This window comes from Hyphococcus sp. D3-15, from assembly GCF_055809375.1.
On sequence record NZ_CM147910.1, the window covers coordinates 348,998 to 367,517 of the forward strand.

At 62.1% G+C, this 18,520-nt stretch carries 20 protein-coding genes; 6 read left to right on the top strand and 14 right to left on the bottom strand.

Going from position 1 to position 18,520, the window contains the following annotated elements; all coding sequences use genetic code 11:
• Positions 1 to 2: 2 nt before the first annotated feature.
• The 3 genes from AC0L8G_RS01770 to hemC form a co-directional block, all read right to left on the bottom strand.
• Positions 3 to 1,613 (bottom strand): COG4223 family protein, encoded by a 1,611-nt coding sequence (locus tag AC0L8G_RS01770; RefSeq protein WP_473386267.1) that lies wholly within the window; start codon positions 1,611 to 1,613, stop codon positions 3 to 5.
• 62 nt (positions 1,614 to 1,675) lie between these two features.
• The gene (locus AC0L8G_RS01775) at positions 1,676 to 2,398 is read right to left on the bottom strand and encodes a uroporphyrinogen-III synthase (protein ID WP_473386268.1); all 723 of its coding nucleotides are present in this window, start codon (positions 2,396 to 2,398) and stop codon (positions 1,676 to 1,678) included.
• Positions 2,395 to 3,294 carry a hydroxymethylbilane synthase gene (hemC, locus tag AC0L8G_RS01780; protein WP_473388935.1) on the bottom strand — a complete coding sequence of 300 codons (900 nt, stop codon included), beginning with the start codon at positions 3,292 to 3,294 and terminating at the stop codon, positions 2,395 to 2,397. Before hemC ends, AC0L8G_RS01775 begins: the two co-directional genes overlap by 4 nt.
• A 271-nt stretch (positions 3,295 to 3,565) precedes the next feature.
• On the opposite strand from hemC, the gene tsaD reads away from it, so the two are divergent.
• Entirely contained in the window at positions 3,566 to 4,672 is a 1,107-nt protein-coding gene (tsaD, locus tag AC0L8G_RS01785; RefSeq protein WP_473388937.1) for a tRNA (adenosine(37)-N6)-threonylcarbamoyltransferase complex transferase subunit TsaD, read from the top strand.
• Positions 4,673 to 4,722: 50 nt separating this feature from the next.
• On the opposite strand, the gene AC0L8G_RS01790 is transcribed toward tsaD, so the two are convergent.
• Both AC0L8G_RS01790 and AC0L8G_RS01795 read right to left on the bottom strand, forming a co-directional pair.
• Positions 4,723 to 5,166: an Rrf2 family transcriptional regulator gene (locus AC0L8G_RS01790; protein WP_473386269.1), complete on the bottom strand. Its 444-nt coding sequence runs from the start codon at positions 5,164 to 5,166 to the stop codon at positions 4,723 to 4,725.
• 645 nt (positions 5,167 to 5,811) lie between these two features.
• Positions 5,812 to 6,444: a TetR/AcrR family transcriptional regulator gene (locus tag AC0L8G_RS01795; protein ID WP_473386270.1), complete on the bottom strand. Its 633-nt coding sequence runs from the start codon at positions 6,442 to 6,444 to the stop codon at positions 5,812 to 5,814.
• A 69-nt stretch (positions 6,445 to 6,513) separates the two neighbouring features.
• Between AC0L8G_RS01795 and AC0L8G_RS01800 the strand changes: the two genes are divergently transcribed.
• Both AC0L8G_RS01800 and AC0L8G_RS01805 read left to right on the top strand, forming a co-directional pair.
• Positions 6,514 to 7,530 (top strand): NAD(P)H-dependent glycerol-3-phosphate dehydrogenase, encoded by a 1,017-nt coding sequence (locus AC0L8G_RS01800; protein ID WP_473386271.1) that lies wholly within the window; start codon positions 6,514 to 6,516, stop codon positions 7,528 to 7,530.
• Between the two features lie 2 nt (positions 7,531 to 7,532).
• Positions 7,533 to 7,826, top strand: a complete 294-nt coding sequence (locus AC0L8G_RS01805; protein WP_473386272.1) for a YciI family protein — start codon at positions 7,533 to 7,535, stop codon at positions 7,824 to 7,826.
• Positions 7,827 to 7,839: 13 nt separating this feature from the next.
• Here AC0L8G_RS01805 and AC0L8G_RS01810 read toward each other — a convergent pair whose 3' ends face one another.
• The 4 genes from AC0L8G_RS01810 to AC0L8G_RS01825 all read right to left on the bottom strand — a co-directional run bounded on the left by AC0L8G_RS01810 (position 7,840) and on the right by AC0L8G_RS01825 (position 10,316).
• The gene (locus tag AC0L8G_RS01810) at positions 7,840 to 8,226 is read right to left on the bottom strand and encodes a hypothetical protein (RefSeq protein WP_473386273.1); all 387 of its coding nucleotides are present in this window, start codon (positions 8,224 to 8,226) and stop codon (positions 7,840 to 7,842) included.
• A gap of 146 nt (positions 8,227 to 8,372) precedes the next feature.
• Positions 8,373 to 8,909 (bottom strand): inorganic diphosphatase, encoded by a 537-nt coding sequence (gene ppa, locus AC0L8G_RS01815; protein ID WP_473386274.1) that lies wholly within the window; start codon positions 8,907 to 8,909, stop codon positions 8,373 to 8,375.
• A gap of 12 nt (positions 8,910 to 8,921) precedes the next feature.
• Positions 8,922 to 9,065 (bottom strand): hypothetical protein, encoded by a 144-nt coding sequence (locus tag AC0L8G_RS01820; protein WP_473386275.1) that lies wholly within the window; start codon positions 9,063 to 9,065, stop codon positions 8,922 to 8,924.
• Between the two features lie 27 nt (positions 9,066 to 9,092).
• On the bottom strand, positions 9,093 to 10,316 hold the full coding sequence (locus tag AC0L8G_RS01825) for an argininosuccinate synthase (protein WP_473386276.1): 1,224 nt from the start codon (positions 10,314 to 10,316) through the stop codon (positions 9,093 to 9,095).
• Between the two features lie 167 nt (positions 10,317 to 10,483).
• On the opposite strand from AC0L8G_RS01825, the gene AC0L8G_RS01830 reads away from it, so the two are divergent.
• A complete protein-coding gene (locus AC0L8G_RS01830) occupies positions 10,484 to 11,056 on the top strand; it encodes a hypothetical protein (RefSeq protein WP_473386277.1) in 573 nt (190 codons plus the stop codon).
• Positions 11,057 to 11,166: 110 nt separating this feature from the next.
• Here the strand turns inward: AC0L8G_RS01830 and AC0L8G_RS01835 are convergent, their stop codons facing one another.
• From AC0L8G_RS01835 to AC0L8G_RS01855, 5 genes are all read right to left on the bottom strand, one after another.
• Entirely contained in the window at positions 11,167 to 11,451 is a 285-nt protein-coding gene (locus tag AC0L8G_RS01835) for a hypothetical protein (RefSeq protein WP_473386278.1), read from the bottom strand.
• Positions 11,414 to 11,572 carry a hypothetical protein gene (locus AC0L8G_RS01840; protein ID WP_473386279.1) on the bottom strand — a complete coding sequence of 53 codons (159 nt, stop codon included), beginning with the start codon at positions 11,570 to 11,572 and terminating at the stop codon, positions 11,414 to 11,416. The genes AC0L8G_RS01835 and AC0L8G_RS01840 overlap by 38 nt, the downstream gene beginning before the upstream one ends.
• 147 nt (positions 11,573 to 11,719) lie before the next feature.
• Entirely contained in the window at positions 11,720 to 13,441 is a 1,722-nt protein-coding gene (locus AC0L8G_RS01845; RefSeq protein ID WP_473386280.1) for a carboxylesterase/lipase family protein, read from the bottom strand.
• 74 nt (positions 13,442 to 13,515) lie between these two features.
• Positions 13,516 to 14,829, bottom strand: a complete 1,314-nt coding sequence (locus AC0L8G_RS01850) for an amidohydrolase (RefSeq protein ID WP_473386281.1) — start codon at positions 14,827 to 14,829, stop codon at positions 13,516 to 13,518.
• A gap of 74 nt (positions 14,830 to 14,903) precedes the next feature.
• Positions 14,904 to 16,010, bottom strand: a complete 1,107-nt coding sequence (locus AC0L8G_RS01855; RefSeq protein ID WP_473386282.1) for a fatty acid desaturase — start codon at positions 16,008 to 16,010, stop codon at positions 14,904 to 14,906.
• 247 nt (positions 16,011 to 16,257) lie between these two features.
• Here AC0L8G_RS01855 and AC0L8G_RS01860 point away from each other — a divergent pair, with 247 nt between their 5' ends.
• Entirely contained in the window at positions 16,258 to 17,916 is a 1,659-nt protein-coding gene (locus AC0L8G_RS01860; protein WP_473386283.1) for a SulP family inorganic anion transporter, read from the top strand.
• Positions 17,917 to 17,997: 81 nt separating this feature from the next.
• Complete coding sequence (locus AC0L8G_RS01865; RefSeq protein WP_473386284.1) at positions 17,998 to 18,441, top strand: ABA4-like family protein; 444 nt, start codon at positions 17,998 to 18,000, stop codon at positions 18,439 to 18,441.
• The last annotated feature ends 79 nt before the right edge of the window (positions 18,442 to 18,520 follow it).

Sequence of the window (18,520 nt, forward strand, 5' to 3'; positions counted from 1 at the left end):
CGCTACCCCGCTTCGCCGGTTAATGCTGCCTCTAGCCGGGCCAGCCCGGCCTCAGCCTCGGCCCGGCGACGTGCATCGGCCATCCAGTCCGCCATGGCCTCCTGCGCCGACAAGGGCAAATCTTCCAATTGCAACAGGGCGAAAGTGATCTCGCCCTGATCCAGCGCGGCTTCTGCGCGCGACAACACAGCGCCAGGTCCGTCGCCATTCATCGGCGCCGCAGGACGCACGCTGACCAGGCTTTGGGCGCGCGCGATAAGCCCCGCAAAACCGCCGCCGGCCTTTTCCTGCCCCGCAGCGGCCAGCGCAGACCGGGCCGCCGCATCGAAGCCATCGCGCAACGCCGCGTCGCTGGGGACGCCGGTTTCCGCATGCACCTCAAGCGCCGCGGCTGCGGCAGGCTCGAACTCTGCGACCGCCGCCAATTCTTCCGTATAGGGACCGCCTTGATCCACCGCCCGCGCCAGCGCAGCGAGCGCGAAGGATGCGCGCATCTGGCGCGCCGAGGTGTTCGCCTGTTCGCGGCGCAGCTTTTGAACTTCCGCACGCAAATCCGTGATTTCCTCATTCGCGGCTTCATCGCGCGCCGCCTCGGCAGCGGAAAGCGCCGTGCGCAACCGCTCCACCTCGTTTTTCAACTCAAGATTGGTGCGGTGCTCATTCGCCAGCGCAGTCTCAAGCTGACGCTGCTGTTCGCTGAATGACGCCCGCACTTGCGCGAGTTCCTGTTCCAGGCTCTGCACATTTTCCGCATTGGCAATGCTATCGGCCGGGGCGGGTGCAAACGCCTCATCCGGCGGGGCCATTTCCGTCGCTACGGGGCCCGTATCGGCTTCCCCAACGGAGGCCGGTTCGTCTTGCGCCTGCGCTGTATCGGGTTCAACCGCAGGCCCATCCGCTTCTTCGCCTGACGGCTCGTCCGCAGACGTTTCCTCAACCGGCTCTTCAACCGGCGGTTCTTCATCAAGAACGGGGATGGCGCCTTCCGCCGTAGACGGATCAATTTCCGTAGCCTCTCCCGTGTCAGGTTCAATCTCCAGCGACACGCCCTCTTCTGAAGCGTCCGCCGCCACCTGTTTCACGCCGTCATCGGCGACATTGGCGAGCTTTGAAGCGCCCGCTTCGGTGACCGGCGGCAAAGCGGTGATCTCGCCTTCCGGAGCGCCCGCCTCCGACGCGCGCTTCATCACCGTCTCAGCGGCGTCCACAGGCGCATTGTCGATTTTTGCCGGCGTCGCGGCATCCGTGGCGGCCTGATCAGGCTCGGCGGTTGTCGCCGCCGGGGATTCCTCCGCCGATACTGGCGCCGGGCCGGGCTCGGCGCGCGGCAAAACCCGCCAGACGCCAAAGGCGGCGAGCGCCACCACCGCAAACGCACCGAACAACATGACGCCGGGGGTCAGGGATTGCGTCAGGGGCGGTTTTCCGGCTGGGCCGCCGCCGCCATCGCCCTCTGGCGCATCCGGTTCCAGTTCAGCTTCCGGCGCAGCTTTCGGAGCCTCCTCCGCATCAAACGCGCCTTCAACTGGCGGCGTCTCGCTAACAAGCTCTGCCTCGACTTCGGGAAGGCCTTCATCCTCACCGCCTTCTCGTTTGCCGGCTTCATCCGCCACTATCGGTCTCCATTTTGCGCCGCAGCGCGCCCCTCCTTAGATAGGCGGCGGCGCGGCCGCGCTCAAGCGCGCTTCTGCGCTGAGATGAGGGATATCAGGCTTTCCGCGCTCATTTCCGGCGCGATGTGATACGCCGCCCAGCCAGGACCGGCCGCCTCGGCCACCGCTTCGCTGAGGCAGGCGGCGTGAACACGCCCAAGCGCTGCCTGCGCATTGGCTCGTTCCGCTAGTGCAACAAACAGCCTGGCGGTGCGGGGCGAGAACAAACTCACCCACAAATCACCATCGGCGCCCGGCTCATCGAGCGCGCTGAGCGCCGCCGGTGACAGCGCTTGCGCCGGCGCGGCGCGGTAAAAACTCTGGCGGCGGGCTGCAATCCCCTGGCTTCCCAGCAAAGCGACGAGATCGCCCGCGCGATGCTCCCCGGCGACATGCAATAGCGCTTTGCCCGCAAGCCTGTTTTCGGAGGCGATACGACCGGCGAGGCTTTGCACATCGCCGCCCGCAACATGAATGCGCGCAAATCCCGCCGCCCGCGTTTCCTGCGCAGTTACATCGCCCACCGCATACACCGGCAAATCCCGCGCGTCGCAATTCGCTGCAAAAGCGCGCACGCCATTGGCGGAGGTGAAGGCCAGCGCACCAACATCCGAGAGGTCGACAATTGTTTTCGCAATGTGGATTTCCATCACCGGCGACAAAACCGGATCAAGACCATGGGCGCGGCAAAGATCGGCGAAGCGGGTCGCATCCGGTTCCGGCCGGGTGACGATCACTTTGTTCACAGAACCAGCTTCCGGAAAAACTCTTCGCCCGCTTGCGCGCGGATCTGCGCCGCCGCATGAGCGCCCATCGCCGCCGCCTCGCCGGCGCAATCCTCCGCATAGGGAAGGCGGCGCTCAATGTGAAACCGCTCGCGGCCATCGAGCGACAACAGCTCGCCGCGAAAAAAAATCTCGCCATTGTCGATGATCGCAAGGCCAGCAATCGGTGTTCGGCATGACCCGTCGAGGCCGGCGAGGAAGGCCCGCTCCATCGCGACGCAGGCGGTAGTGCCGGCGCAGGAAAATTGCGCGGCGATCGCCCTCGCCTCTTTGTCGTCGGCGCGGGTCTGCACGCATAGCGCCCCTTGCCCGACCGCCGGCAACATCTCTTCAGTTGAAAGTATGGCCGTGGCCTTACCGGAAAAGCCCAGTCTTTTCAGGCCCGCAAGCGCCAGGAAGGTGCCATCGGCTTCTCCGGCGGCGAGCTTTTCCAGCCGCGTTCCCACATTGCCGCGCAGGGTGACAGGCTTCAAATCCGGCCGACGCGACAGCATTTGCGCCTGCCGGCGGACCGACGCTGTGCCGACCCGCGCGCCCTCTTCAAGGTCCCAGGGCGTTTTCGCTTTCGATGAAATAAACGCATCGCGCGGATCTTCACGCGCCGGTATGGCCGCAGTGACGAGCCCCTGCGGTGATGCCGCCGGCATGTCTTTCATGGAGTGAACCGCAAAGCGCGCGACGCCGGAAAGCAGCGCCTCTTCGATCTCTTTGGTGAAAAGCCCCTTGCCGCCGATCTCCGCCAGGGAGCCCGCAAGGTTTACATCGCCGCTCGAGACATAATCGCGGACCGGCGCCGCCTCCGGCGCGATCCCGGCGGCTTGCGCCACCATCGCCTGAACCATATGGGCCTGCGCCATGGCGAGGGGCGAGCGACGGCTTGCGATGGCGAAGGTCTTGTCTTTCGGCACTCGTTTCGCTTTCGGAATCAGCTTTGGCGTTTCATTTTTCGGCGGCCGCGACAGCATCGGATCAGGGCAAGGAACGAAGGCGCAACCGGCTTATCTTTATGCACACACTTGCGCCCGCCTGAGCTTTGCTGTCCATGCGACCTATATTCGGGCTTATCGCAGTCCAGAAGGATTAGGCAAGCCGCCGGACAGCGCAGACCTTCACTTGGCCAAGGACCAGATGACGGAAGACACGGAAATAAAGACGGAGATAATAGCGCTCGGCATCGAAACGAGCTGTGACGACACCGCCGCCTCGGTGGTGCGCCGGCGCGCCGACGGCTCCTGCCAGATTCTTTCCAACGAAGTCTGGGCTCAACATGACGATCATGCGGCCTTTGGCGGCGTCGTGCCCGAAATCGCCGCGCGCAGCCACGTCGAGCGCCTGGACGGGCTGATCGAGCGGGCGGTCGCGAAGGCCGGGATCGCCTATGAGGAGATTGATGCGGTGGCGGCGACGGCGGGGCCGGGCCTTGTGGGCGGGGTGATGGTCGGACTGACCACCGCCAAGGCCTTCGCACTTGCACATGGCGCCAGACTGGTCCCGGTGAACCACCTTGAAGGCCACGCTCTGTCGGCGCGGATGACGGAACATGCGCCCTTCCCCTATCTCTTGTTGCTGATTTCCGGCGGCCACACCCAACTAATCCGGGTCGACGGGGTTGGCCGCTATCACCGGCTGGGCACCACGATCGACGATGCGGCGGGCGAATGTTTCGACAAGACCGCCAAGCTGCTCGGGCTCGGCGCGCCGGGCGGGCCGCGCGTGGAAGCCGCCGCTGTTGGCGGGCGCGCCGACCGTTTCACCCTGCCGCGCCCCCTGCTGAAGCATGAGGGATGCGACTTTTCCTTTTCCGGCATGAAGACGGCGGTGCGCGAAACGGCGGAAAGCCTTGAGAACCCCAGCGGGCAGGACATCGCCGATCTCGCCGCCTCGTTTCAGGAAGCCGCCGCCCGCCATCTTGCGCAGCGCACCGAAAAGGCGATGGCGCTGATGCCTGAGGCGAGCCGTCTGGTGGTCGCTGGCGGTGTCGCCGCCAATTGCGCGGTCAAAAAAATGCTGCAGCAACTGTGCGCAGCAAATTCATGGGCGCTGATCGCCCCGCCGCCGAAATATTGCACCGATAATGGCGCGATGATCGCCTGGGCGGGGGCGGAAAGACTGGCGGCTGGCCTCGCCATGGACCCGGAAGAGGCAATGGCCATGGCGCCGCGGGCGCGCTGGCCGCTGGCAGATCCGGGGAATGGAAAACGGTTTGGATCGGGGCGCAAAGGCCCGAAAGCCTGACGTTTTATGCTGCACCCGAAAGGCGCAACATAGACCGCAGCATTTTCAGCTTATGCTGCGCTTTTTGCTGCAGCATTTGCTGCAGCAATTTCCTTCGCGACCTGCTTCAGCGTAACCGCTTCCAGCGCCGCCATGAAGGCGGTTTCCGCCAGACCGCCAACCTCTTTCAGCGCCGGCTGGATATTCCGCCCCACCGGACAGGCCGGATCGGGCGCCGCCCGGTGCAGCGGGATCAGGCCCGGCTCCTCTACGGCGAGATAGATTTCCGCGAGGGTGATTTTCTTCGGACCTCTGGCGAGTTCCGCCCCGCCGCCCTTGCCAAGCTGCGATTTCGTCAGCCCCGCCCGCGCCAGCGCACCGAGCAGGCGGCGCACCACAGCAGGGTTGGTGGCGGCGGACCGCGCCAACACCTCAGAGGTTTGCGGCGCGCCGCGATTGGCGGCGAGCATGGTCATGATGTGAACGGCGACGGCGAAACGCGTTGAGGCGGCCATAAGCGTGCTCCCTGATCGGTCTCAGGCTAGCGGCCAATCCTTGTAAATGTGTAACGCACGCAGTTTCAATTCACCCGTATCGCAGGCGCAGCATAGCGCGCACAAAAAATGCGCGAAAGCCGGGGCTGGCTTCCGCGCATTTAAGGGAGCGCTGCTGCAGTCAGGGGGGAGGGTGTCCTCAGGGGAGGGGACAGACTGCAACAGCGTTTTCGGTAGGTCTCTTAGGCGATTACGACGCCGCGAGTCGCGAGATCTGCAACACCGAAGAGAAGTGCGCCGAGGGCGCTTGTAAGGGTCAGCGTAGCGGCGGCTTGGACCGCAAAATTGCGAATGTTGGTCATGGTTTTCTCTTTTCTTATTCAGTTCGTTTCTTGATCTTGGCGCCGCCGCGAGCCGGCAATCCTGATGGGTTTGAAAGCCGCTTTGGCGCTCACCGGAGCGGCATCCCCGCTTCCGATGAGGGGCAGATAGGCCTGGACTGAATGATTGTCAATGAACGAATTCATAAATATTCATTGTTTAATTGTAATTTTTCTATCAACGGCAATAGGTCGTTATTTTCCAATGGGTTATAGGGCTTGATTCAGGGAGTGCGGAAAACTAATCACTGCTATGTGATCAGTTTGGCGCGTGAAACAGCTAAATTCAGCCGTGTTTGCGCTTTTCGAGGGCGGCTCTTTTCGCCGCCCGCCAGGCGAAGCCGTCAATGATGAGGTCGATCACCTCATTCAGCTCCTTTGCGAGCTCATCAAACTCGCCTTCCAGGAAAACCACCGGGCTGGTGAAGCGGTAGCAGGCGTCCTGAAGGATTTTCGCCATTTCTGCGGCGTTCTCGACGGCGAAGGAGCCGTCCTGATCGCCTTGTATGAGGATCTCGGAGATCACCCGCGCTTCGGCGTTGCCCCATTCAATCGCCACTTTGGGCCGCGAGGCGAGCAGCTCGCTCGACAGCTCATAGGCTTTGGGCCGGTCATGGAAGCGCTCATAGGCGAGCTGGAACTTGCGCACAAACACAGCCCGCAATTTCTCGATCGACGTCTGGTCGGGCGCATCGGCCACCGCCCGCAGCTCCGCCACCTGCTCGCGCCGCAGCACGCGGACGAACATTTCGGCGATATCCAGCTTCGAGGGGAAGTAGCGATAGAGGTTGCCGGTGGACATATTGCAGTCCTGGGCGATCTCCGACATGGTCGTTTTACCATAGCCGTAATGCAGAAACCGCCGGCTTGCGGCGTCCAGAATCTGCTTCGCGGTTTCATCGAGGACTTCGGTGGGCATAAGCTCTATATGTGTATGCTGACATCTTTATAAACCGTTCAGTCGTCACACTGCAATCAGCGAGATCACATGTCGATGAATAAGAGCCAGCCATTTGCGTCGCTTGGCGTGATCGGCGGCGGCGCCTGGGGTACGGCGCTGGCCTCCCTTTGCGCGACGAATGGCGTTGCGACGACGCTCTGGGCGCGGGAGGAATCGGTCATACGCGCCATTAATGAGCGCCATGAGAACACCGACTTCCTTCCCGGCGCGCCCCTGCCAAAGAGCCTGAAAGCCGCGCAATCACTGGGTATGGCCGCGAAAAACGAGGCCCTACTTTTCGTGGTGCCGGCGCAATTCGCCCGCCCCGTGCTGGCCGATCTGCGCGCCGGCGCCGATGGCCGGGCCGTACCGGTGGCGCTCTGCTCCAAGGGCATTGAGCGGTCCACCGGCATGCTGATGACCGAGGTTCTGGCCGAAGTATGGCCGGAGGCGGAGCCCGCTGTTTTGTCCGGGCCGAGCTTCGCCCGCGATGTGGCGCTGGGCCTTCCCACGGCGGTGACCCTCGCCGCCGGCGATCCGCAGCTCGGAGCTCGATGGGTCGCCACGGTCGGGGCGCCGCATTTCCGGCCCTATCTGTCGGACGACCTCACCGGCGCGGAGTTGGGCGGCGCGGTAAAGAATGTGCTCGCCATCGCCGCCGGAGTGGTTGAAGGCCGCGCCCTCGGCGAGAGCGCCCGGGCGGCGCTGATCGCGCGGGGATTCGCCGAATTTCAGCGCCTTGGCGTGGCGCTGGGCGCGAGGCCCGAGACCATGGCCGGGCTTTCAGGCCTCGGCGACCTCATTCTCACCGCCTCCTCCCCGCAATCGCGCAATATGTCGCTCGGGGTCGAGCTGGGAAAAGGCCGCGCCCTCGCGGACATTCTCGCCGAGCGCAATACGGTGAGCGAAGGGGTCGCGACCGCCGGCGCCATTCACGCCCTCGCCGTCAAGGCCGGGGCCGACGCCCCGATCTGCGAAGCGGTGGCAGCTCTGGTCGCCGGCGACATGACGGTAGACGAAATCATCGCCGCCCTGCTCTCGCGGCCATTCAAAACGGAAGCGTAACGATGCCTCAATTCATTCTACTTTGCCGGGACAAACCGGACTCCCTGGCCCTGCGCATGGATACGCGGCCGGCGCATCTCGAATATTTTCAGAAATCTGAAAATAAGCTCCTGCTGGCGGGTCCGCTGCTCGGCGAGACGGGCGATCCCGTCGGCTCATTGATCATTGTGGAGGCGGCGGACGAGGCTGCCGCACGCGTCATCGCGGCAAACGACCCCTACGCCAAGGCGGGCCTGTTTGTGGAAACGCAGATCAAGCCGTTCAAAACGGTGATCGAGAATTTTTCGAAAGGCTGATTAAGTCGAATGCCTAGCGCCGGCGCTTATAGGCGCGGCAGCTCGCTTCATAGGGGCGGCCCGAAAGCCGCGCATTCCAGCCGGCTGTCCAGGCGTCACCCGCATCGACGCCGCCACGCGCCCGGCATTGCTGGAATCCGGTGCGATATTCCGGCGACAGGACTTCCACCTGCCCGGCCAGCTCAAAACCCGCATCATAGCATTCGCAAATCAGGTCCTGACCCGAAGCGGCAGTCAGCGTCGGGGTCATTGCGGCGCCGGAATAATCCGATCCGGAGGTCGGCGCCGTAACGACGCCGCCATCGCCGGACGAAAAGGAGGTGTTCATAACCGCGAAAAAGGCGACGCCCAGAACAACGAGCGCCAATACTCCCCCGAATATGGCTTCAATATTACGCATCTCCACCCCTTATATTTCGCCGCCCCTGCGCCGCCCGAAACCCGTGAGCCAAGCGCAATGCCCGTCATGGGCCCGGCGAGCTTACCCCAAAGCGGCGGGTTAAAAAAGAGTTAACCCGCCTGGGGCCGCCGGGGCCGCATCCCGCCTCAGGCGCGCGCCGCCTTTTCGGCCTTGATGCCTTCCAAAATCAGCCTTTCGGCCTCTTCCGCGCCGCGCCAGCCAACGATCTTCACCCATTTGTCGGGTTCGAGGTCTTTGTAATGCTCGAAAAAGTGCGTGATCCGCTCGATCATGATGTCCGGCAGATCCTCATAGGTTTTGATCTTGGCGTAATAGCGGGTCAGCCGCTCCGACGGCACGGCGAGGATTTTCTCATCCATGCCAGCCTCGTCTTCCATCAGCAACACGCCCACAGGCCGCGCCGCGACGACGGCGCCCGGCACCAGCGGCCGGTTGCCCATGACCATCACATCCACCGGATCGCCGTCATCGGCGAGGGTTTGCGGAATGAAGCCGTAATTGCAGGGATAGCGCATCGACGTGTACAGGAAGCGATCGACGAACATGGCGCCGGACGCCTTGTCGATTTCATATTTAATCGGCTCGCCGCCAAGCGGCACCTCGATGACGACATTGACGTCTTTGGGTGCGTTAACGCCGGACGTAATTTTCGTGAGATCCATGATACTTTAACTCTATCCTTCAGGCAGGGTGAAACGACTTTTCAATTCCAGCGCGGGCGCATAGCACTCGCGCAACTGTCCGAACAGCGCATAGCGGTTGCGCGCAATCCGGGTGTAGACAAAATCGCGCAGGACGCGCGGTACGAAGCGGAACATTGTCAATCGCCGCGCCGGGCCGCCGCCTTAATCCGCGTTCATATTACGGCGCGCCAGCAGTTTAAGCCGTAACGCATTCAGTTTGATGAAGCCTTCGGCGTCTTTCTGGTCATAGACCATGTCTTCTTCGAAGGTGACATGGGCTTCGGAATAAAGCGTGTTTGGCGAGGACCGGGCGATGACATTGACCGAGCCTTTATAGAGCTTCAGCTTCACCGTTCCCGCCACATGTTCCTGGCTTTTATCGATGGCGGCCTGCAGCATTTCACGCTCCGGCGCGAACCAGAAACCGTTATAGATCAGCTCCGCATAGCGCGGCATCAATTCGTCTTTAAGATGCCCGGCGCCGCGATCCAGCGTGATCTGCTCGATGCCGCGATGGGCGGCGAGCAGGATCGTCCCGCCCGGGGTTTCGTAAACGCCGCGCGACTTCATGCCGACAAAACGGTTCTCCACGAGATCGAGACGGCCAATGCCGTGCTTGCGGCCATAGTCGTTGAGCTGGGTCAGCAATGTCGCCGGCGACAGGGGCTTGCCATTGATCGAGATCGCGTCGCCGCGATCAAACCCGATTTCGATAATCTCCGGCTTGTCCGGCGCATCCTCCGGATCGACCGTACGCTGATAAACATAATCGGGCGCTTCATCCGCCGGGTCTTCCAGCACCTTGCCTTCCGACGAGGTGTGCAACAGATTGGCGTCGACCGAAAACGGCGCTTCGCCGCGCTTGTCTTTCGGGATCTCAATCTGGTGCTGCTCTGCGAACGCAATCAGTTTTTCGCGGCTGTTGAGGTTCCATTCCCGCCAGGGCGCGATGACGCGGATATCCGGGTTCAGCGCATAGGCGTTCAGTTCAAACCGCACCTGGTCATTGCCCTTGCCGGTCGCGCCATGGGCGATCGCATCGGCGCCGGTCTCCGCCGCGATCTCAACCAGACGCTTGGCGATCAGCGGGCGCGCGATCGACGTGCCGAGGAGATACAGCCCCTCATAGACCGCATTGGCGCGGAACATCGGAAAGACGAAATCGCTGACGAATTCCTCGCGGACATCCTCGATATAGATGTCCTTGATCCCGGCTCGCTCAGCCTTGCGGCGCGCCGGCTCCAATTCTTCGCCCTGGCCCAGGTCGGCAGTGAAAGTGACCACCTCGCAGCCATATTCCACCTGCAGCCATTTCAGGATCACCGAAGTGTCGAGCCCGCCTGAATAGGCCAGCACTACTTTTTTCACGTCTTTCTTCGAACTCATGGCGGCGTCCTTCTTGCTGCGCCGCGCCTATACCGCGCCGCAGCGCAAAGCGCCAGAGTCAATGGGAAAACGCTCGCCCCAACCGGCGCATAAATCCAACAGGCTTGCCCGCAATCCCTTAAGGCGCCATCGTCGCAGCGTTAATGTGGGAAATCGGGGGATTGAGCATGCGCATGAACCACCCGGGACTGGCGGCCTGCGCCTTTAGCCTTGCATTACTGACCAGCAACGGCGCCGTTGCGCAAAACCGGCCCGGTCTGAAGCCAAATTGCGACAGTGAGCGCGAGGTCGCCGGATGGACCGTGACCGCAGGCCTTGCGCCGGACGGCTCCAGACCGGTCATCTTCAAAAAATGGGAAACATCGCGAAATTTCAGCGCTCATTTCGGCATCCGCATCACCTACGACACCAGCGAAAGCACCGTGCCGAAATTGAATATCTGGCACAATTACAGGGGCGGCGACTTCACCATGCGCCTGCCCGACGGAACCGCGTTCACCGTGCCGCTCAGCGCCAATTACGCCATTACCCAAGCTAATACGCCGCCGCAGGTGATCGCCTATCTCCGGGCGGCGCCGGTCCGCATTGAGCGGACGATAGTCGGCGACAGCTGGACAAAATATCAGACCGACGGCCTGCCGGAAGCCATCGCCGCCGCCGAAGACGATCTGGCCCGCGCTCTGGAAAAGCAAAGCAACAAGGAATGCAGCGCGAATAAGGAATGGTGGCGGCGTCTTTGAACACAGTCATGAAACGCCGTTCGCGCAATCCACACGCCATGCGTGACAACGAAAGCGGCGCCCTGTTCAAGCGCCGCTTTTTTTGTTTATGCGCCTATATACGCTTCGCCTTATCCGCGAACGTAAATCTTGCGGCCATTGTCATAGCGGAAATACATCCGCGCCCGGCGGTCATAGCTCAGGGGCAGGCGGGGCCGCGCGTTTCTCCAGCTTTTGTGGCGCCCATTGCCGCCATGGCTCAATTCCTTGCGTGAGGGCTCATAGTAAAAAGCGCGCGCCGGACAGATCGTGACCGCCCTGTCGCGCCGGTTTTCGCGGCGGTCATATCGGTCTTCAACGCGGTCGCGGCGGCCATAGTCAACGCGCAGAATCCCGGCGGTCCTCGCGGCGATCATAGCGATCTTCAACCAGGTCCGGACAGGCCCGCGGATTGAGCTTCCACTCCCCGGCGAATGCGGGCGCGCTCATCATCACTATCCCCGCCCCGAACAGGCTCAACGCAACTTTCTTCAACATGACTTCGCTCCAACTTCTGTGAGACGAGAGCCCCAAGCCCGTTCATCTCATGCAAGTGAAACGGCGCCGAGCCGGCGCGCCCGTCGCGCCGGGGCGAGGTCTTTTGCGGGTCATTTCAAGGCGAAATTGCGGCCGCGCGGCGCGCGATCAGGCCGGGGCGCATCCGACCTGCTGCGCGATGTCATCCGCGAGATCCGCGAGCCAGACCCGGATTCCTTCAACCACGATGCAGCGCTTGGTTTGATCAAGACGCGGATCGGCCTTGAGATCGGCGACCAGTTTCTCCGCCGTCTCCACATCCTGCATGGCGCCGATCCCGCCATCTTCGGCGCTGTCAAACCGCATGATTGTTCCGCCTGCGGAAGACCAGGCCGGCCAGTCGGCGAGCCCGTCCACATCCGGCGCGCCGTTGCGGGCGAAGGCGCCCCAATAGGCGCCCATGGCGCGCGACAGCACCTCGCGCGAGGCGGCGGTTTTCTTGCCGTAGACCACCTTGTCGAGCTTGCCGAAGATCACGAACCGATTGAAAACAAAAGGAATTTCAACGACATGACCGGCGCCGAGCAGATGCGCGAAATCAGTGAAGCCGATGCGTCCCGCCTCGTCCCAGTCAAAGCGATAGCCATAGACCGCCTGATGACCGGCCGCCGCCATCATCGCCGCCGGTTCGTCAATGGCGCGCAGGCGCCAGGCGCGGCTCGGATATTCGGACATGGCGTCGTAAAAATCCTTGTCGCGGGAGACGAGAAAAAAGTTCAGAAATTTCTTGGTGAGCAGCGGGCTGGCCATGTTGAAAAATTTCAACTCGTCGCGATTCACGCCGGACATGATCGGCACTGCGTTGAAGGTCTCTGTCGAAGAGAACGCAAAACGCATCGGCGTCGACGGGATCGTCACGCCATCTTCAATCATCCGCGGCAGCACCAGCCGGGGCTCGGCGCCCAGGCCATACGCCTCAAGTAACTCGCGCGCAGAAACTGCGCGCAAGGCGTCGGCGTCGTCCACGCCCAGCTTCTCGACGATGGCGCCGGCGGTGTTGATTTCACCGCTATCGGCGTTTTCCGCTTTCTCGGCGGAGATGCTGTTCAGCCCGCCCGATTGCAGGATCGCCTTTTGAAACAGGCCTTTCGCCAAAGGCGACGCGAGCAGCGCGCCGACATTATGGGCGCCGGCGCTTTCGCCGAAAATCGTGATGTTGTCCGGATCGCCGCCAAAGGCCTCGATATTCGCCTGCACCCATTCAAGCGCGGCAATCAGATCAAGCAGCGCGAAATTGGCCGCCGCATCTTCCGGGCTTTGCGCGCTGTCGCGCAGCATCGCGTGGGAGAAATATCCTAACGGGCCCAACCGGTATTGCACCGGCACGATGATGATGTCTTCATGCACCGCAAGCCGCGAGCCTTCATAGGAGGAGCTGCGGCCCCAGACATTCGAGCCGCCATGAATCCACACCATGACCGGCAGGCCTTCGCCCTGCCCGGCTTTTTCCAGCGCGTCTTTCGGCGCGTAAATGTCAAGATAGAGACAATCTTCATCGCCAAGCATCAGGCCCGGTTCGATGCCGTCGCTGGCGTCGAGGCCGTTTGACATCTGCACGCAGCGTTCGGCGAAATCGGTGGCGACCCGCGCGCCCTGCCAGCTTGCCGGCGGTTGCGGCGCGCGCCAGCGCAGCGGCCCGACCGGCGGCGCGGCAAAGGGAAGCCCGCGCCAGCTATGGGCGCCGTCTGCCGTGGCGAAGCCGATCACCTCGCCCTGCGCCGTCATCCGCAAGGCGGTTTCATCTGCATTTACCGGCGCCGGCGGCGCCTCTTGTTTTGCACAAGCCGCTAAGGCCGCGAAGCACGCGGCGGCGAAAATACGGAAAATCATGAAACGCCCCTCTGTCTCTCTCCGCCGCAGAATAGGCAAAAGAAAGCCGGACCGCTACGATGCTTTGCAGCGCGCTACTCTGCGTTGAACAGCGCGATCGCGGACACCGTCATCGCCTCGACCCCGAGCTTGATGGACGGCTCCGGCTCGATCTTGAAAATCGGCGAGTGATGCGAGGGCGCGTCCTCAACATCTTTTTCCGGCGTGCCGCCAACCGCGAGATAGACGCCTTTGACCCCGGTTTCCGGGGTGACGAAATAGGCGAAATCCTCCGCCCCCATGCCAGTACGGGGCTGTTCATACAAAACACCCTCGCCGATTTTCCGGGTGATGGCGTCGCGCACGATCTGCGCGGCGGCGGCGTCATTAATGGTGGGCGGGGTGGTTTCCGTCTTTGAACGGATCACTTCGGGCATCCGGTCCTTCGGTACGCCGAGCGACATGGCGACGCCCGCCGCCACCCGGTCTATCCCGTCGAGCAATTGGGTGCGCACTTCCGGGTCGTCGGAACGCACGGTCAGTTGCAGATGCACTTCTTCGCCGATGATGTTGTGCTTGGTGCCGCCATGGATCGAGCCAACCGTAATAACGCCGGCGTCCAGCGGCGCGATCGAGCGCGCGACAACCGATTGCAGCGACACCACAATCTGCGAGGCGACCAGCACCGGATCGACGCCCTTATGGGGCGACGCGCCATGGGCGCCGACGCCGCGCACGATAATGTCGACGCTGTCAGAGCTGGAGGCGACGACATCCAGCGGCGCCTCGATGCGGCCCGTGGGCGTTTCCGCCGCAACGTGAAAGGCGATGGCGTAGTCAGGTTTCGGGAAGCGCTTATAGAGCCCGTCTTCCAGCATGTCGCGGGCGCCGGAAATGCGCTCTTCCGCCGGCTGGCCGATCAGCACCAGCGTGCCGGACCACAAATCCTTATGGGCCGCCATCTGCCGCGCCGTGCCGACAAGCCCCGTAATATGCGTGTCGTGACCGCAAGCATGCATCACCGGTTTGACGATGCCGTCGATATCTTCCTGCGTCGCAGTGGATTTATATGGCAGGTCGTTGTCTTCCTTGACCGGCAGGCCGTCCATATCAGCGCGGATCATCACCGTCGGCCCGTCGCCATTCTTCAGGACAGCGACGACGCCGGTGCCGCCAACGCCCTCGGTGACGTCATAGCCCAGCGCCTTGATTTCCGTTGCGAGGCGTTTCGCGGTTTTGAATTCGCGGTGAGAGAGTTCCGGATTTTGATGAAACCACAGAAACAGGTCTTCCAGATTGGCCTCATAATCGGCGGCGATATCGGCCTTCAAGGATGGTTGCGCGGCGGCAGGCGCAGCAAAGACAGCAAGCGCCGCGATGGCGGCGCAGGTCAACAGATTCGATTTCATGAAACGGCTCCCAGAATTACCCCTGGAGCCAGTTAACACCATTCGGCGCGCAATGTCAGACCACGTCAGAAAAATCAGGCGGCGGAGAAGCTCACCATCTTGCGGCGCGCCGGACACCACAGGGCGAGACGCGCGCAATTGATGCTGTCGCGGATCGTCATCACCGGCAGCGAAAGCAGATCCTCGCTCGCCTTGTAGCATTCCATCAGCCGGTAATTGGGAATGCGGCTCGACAAATGATGGATGTGATGCAGGCCGATATTGCCGGTGAGCCAGCGCAAAGGCGTCGGCAATTTGTAATGGGAAGACCCGAACACCGCCGCTTCCGCGTAATTCCAGTTCGGCTTTTGCTCCCAATAGGTGTCTTCATATTGATGCTGCACAAAGAACAGCCAGGCGCCGGTCCATGCGGCGACGGAAACCACCGGCGCGACCACCAGCGCCACCGCGCCAAGACCGAGCCATGCGGCGAGCGCGCCATAAACAACCAGCAGCGCCACATCGAGCGTCAGGACGGAGCGCCAGACCTGACGCAGCTTCATGCCCTGATAGGTTTCCGCAAAGGGCATCGGCCCGGCCAGCGGCAGGCGTTGCATGAACAGGAAATAGACCGGTGCCCCGAGCACGATCATCACCATGGGATTGCGATAAATCCGGTACATGATGCGCTTGCCCGGCGTCAGCGCCTGATATTCCGGCACGGTGAGCGTATCCACGCCGCCGACGCCGCGGCGGTCGAGATCGCCGGAACTTGCATGATGGCGATTATGCGCATCGCGCCAGAACCCATAGGGCGTAAACGTCAGTAGGCTGATGAGGAAACCAAGCGCATGATTGGCGCGCTGGTTTTTGAAATAACTGCCGTGACCGCAATCATGCTGAATGGTGAACAATTTGACCAGAAACAGACCCGTCACCGGCGCCAGCAACAGCGCGATCGGCCACTGACCGGCCTTGACCAGCCAGAACATCACCGCCAGCGCGCCGAAATAAAGCCCCAGCGACAACGCCGCCTGGCCGATGGAGCGGCTGAGATCCACATGCTGGAAACGCGCGCAATGCTGAACAATACGGCGCAGCATTTCAGTGCGCGCCGCATCGACATTTGCAGCCGCATGATCGGCGGCCCCCTGAATTTTGGCGAAATTTCGGGAGACAGCGGCAGGGAGTGTGTTTGGCATGTAACGCAGAATACTCATCATTTACGCCGGTTTGATGAAATCGACCGGCGGGTTTCCTTGATCAGATTTAGGGCCTGCTTAACCAATTTCGATGGGAAAGGGAAATCACGCAGCCCTACAAACTGTTATCGGGGCGCCGCCTTTTTGGCCCCATGGCCTCTGGCCCGCCGGTAAAATGTTGCATCGCAGCATGATTTCGGTATGAAAGGCGCAATCGAGCCCACCCCGAAAAGAAAATAGGTCCCCCGTGACGAAAACCACTCTCGCCGCGTTCGCTGAGCGTTTGTCTGTCGCCGACTGGTCAGGATTTGACTGGAAAAACGCGAACCTCTCCGTGTTCACGCCCTCGCGCGTCAAAATCGAGCTGCTCGCCGGGCTAACCGTCGCGCTGGCGCTGGTGCCGGAAGCGGTCGCCTTTTCCTTTGTCGCAGGCGTGCATCCGCTGGTCGGTCTTTACGCCGCCTTTCTTGTGGGCCTGATCACCGCGCTGATCGGCGGCCGTCCCGGCATGATCTCCGGCGCCACCGGCGCGCTGGCGGTGGTCATGGTCGCCCTGGTCTCCCAGCACGGGGTTGAATATCTGTTCGCCACCGTCGTCCTGATGGGCGTCCTGCAACTCCTCGCCGGGATCTTTCGTCTCGGCAAGTTCATCCGGCTGGTGCCGCATCCGGTGATGCTCGGTTTCGTCAACGGCCTCGCCATCGTCATCTTCCTCGCCCAGCTCAGCCAGTTTCAGGTTCCCGGCAGCGCAGCGGCAAGCGACGGCCATTCCATGGGCGTCACCGGCGAATGGATGACCGGCCTGCCATTGATCATGATGCTCGCGCTGGTGGCGCTGACCATGGCGATCATCTGGGGCCTGCCGAAACTCACCAAGGCGATCCCCGCGCCCCTCGCCGGCATTGCAATTGTCGCCGGCATCGTCATCGCCTTCGGTCTTGATGTGCCGCGAGTCGGCGATCTCGCTTCGATCAAAGGCGGCCTGCCGGCGTTTCATTTGCCGAGCGTGCCGATGAGTTTTGAAACGCTCGAAATCATTGTGCCCTACGCCTTCATCCTCGCCGCCATCGGGCTTATCGAAAGCCTGTTGACGCTGAACCTCGTGGGCGAAATCACCGGCAAGCGCGGCGGCGCGTCAAAAGAATGCGTGGCCCAGGGCGCGGCCAATCTGGTGACCGGATTTTTCGGCGGCATGGGCGGCTGCGCGATGATCGGCCAGTCCATGATCAATGTAAAATCCGGCGGCCGCACGCGCCTTTCCGGCGTCTCCGCCGCGCTGTTCCTGCTGGCCTTTATCCTGGTCGGCTCGAAGCTGATTGAACAGATCCCGCTGGCCGCGCTGGTCGGCGTGATGTTCATGGTCGTCATCGGCACCTTCGCCTGGCAGTCCTTCAAGATCATGCGGCGCATTCCGCTGACCGATGCTTTTGTCATCGTGCTCGTCACGGCGGTGACGGTGATGCATGACCTCGCGGTTGCGGTGGTTGTCGGCGTTATCGTCTCCGCGCTGGCTTACGCATGGAACAACGCCAAGCGCATTCATGCGGTGACCCGCGAGAGCCACACCGAAGCGGGCGCAAAAGTCTATGAAATCGACGGCCCGTTATTTTTCGGATCGACCGACGGCTTTGCTGAATTATTCACCCCGGAAAAAGATCCGGATGTGGTGATCGTCGACTTCCTGCGCTCACGGGTTGTCGACCAGTCTGCGCTGCAGGCGATTGAAGACCTCGCCGTGAAATATGAGGCCTTGGGCAAAACCTTGCGCCTGCGCCATCTCACCCGCGACTGCCACAAAATGCTCAACCATGCGGGACAGCTTCTGGTCGATTCCAATGACGACCCGGAATATGAGCTGGCCGTCGACTATGATGTGCGCACCGGGATTTTCGGCGCAGGGCATTAGGCGACCGGCTGCGCTGCCAAATCGGTTGGACGCCGCCTTCAGGCGGGCGCAAACTGCGCCGCCCGTACAAGGAGCCCCGCCATGGACTGGAATGACGCCTTTCTCCTGATCAACGCCCTGGTCTTACCGGGATGGCTGCTGCTGACCCTGGCGCCGCGCGCCGCAGTGACCGCAACACTGGTTCACTCAATCCTGTATCCGGTGGTGATGAGCGCCATTTATGTTGCGGCGCTCGCAGCAGGGGTTTTCTTCGCACAATCGGCGGAAGGCGCAAGCTTCAACAGCCTTGAAGGCGTGATGGCGATCTTCGATCACCCCAATGGCGTGATCATCGGTTGGACGCACTACCTTGTCTTCGATTTGTTTGTAGGCGCATGGATCGGACGGGATGCGATTCGCCAGAACCTGCCGCATCTGCTGGTCGTTCCGTGCCTGATCGGCGCTTTCATCTTTGGCCCTGTTGGACTGCTGCTCTATGTTTTGCTGCGCGCGGCGCTGCGCCGGAAAATCTCTCTGGCGGAATAAGCGGCCACCGCCCCGGCGTTGTTCCTTGGGGGAGAGAAACGAACAGACGCCGGAGCGGTCGACCTTATCCGGCGGATGA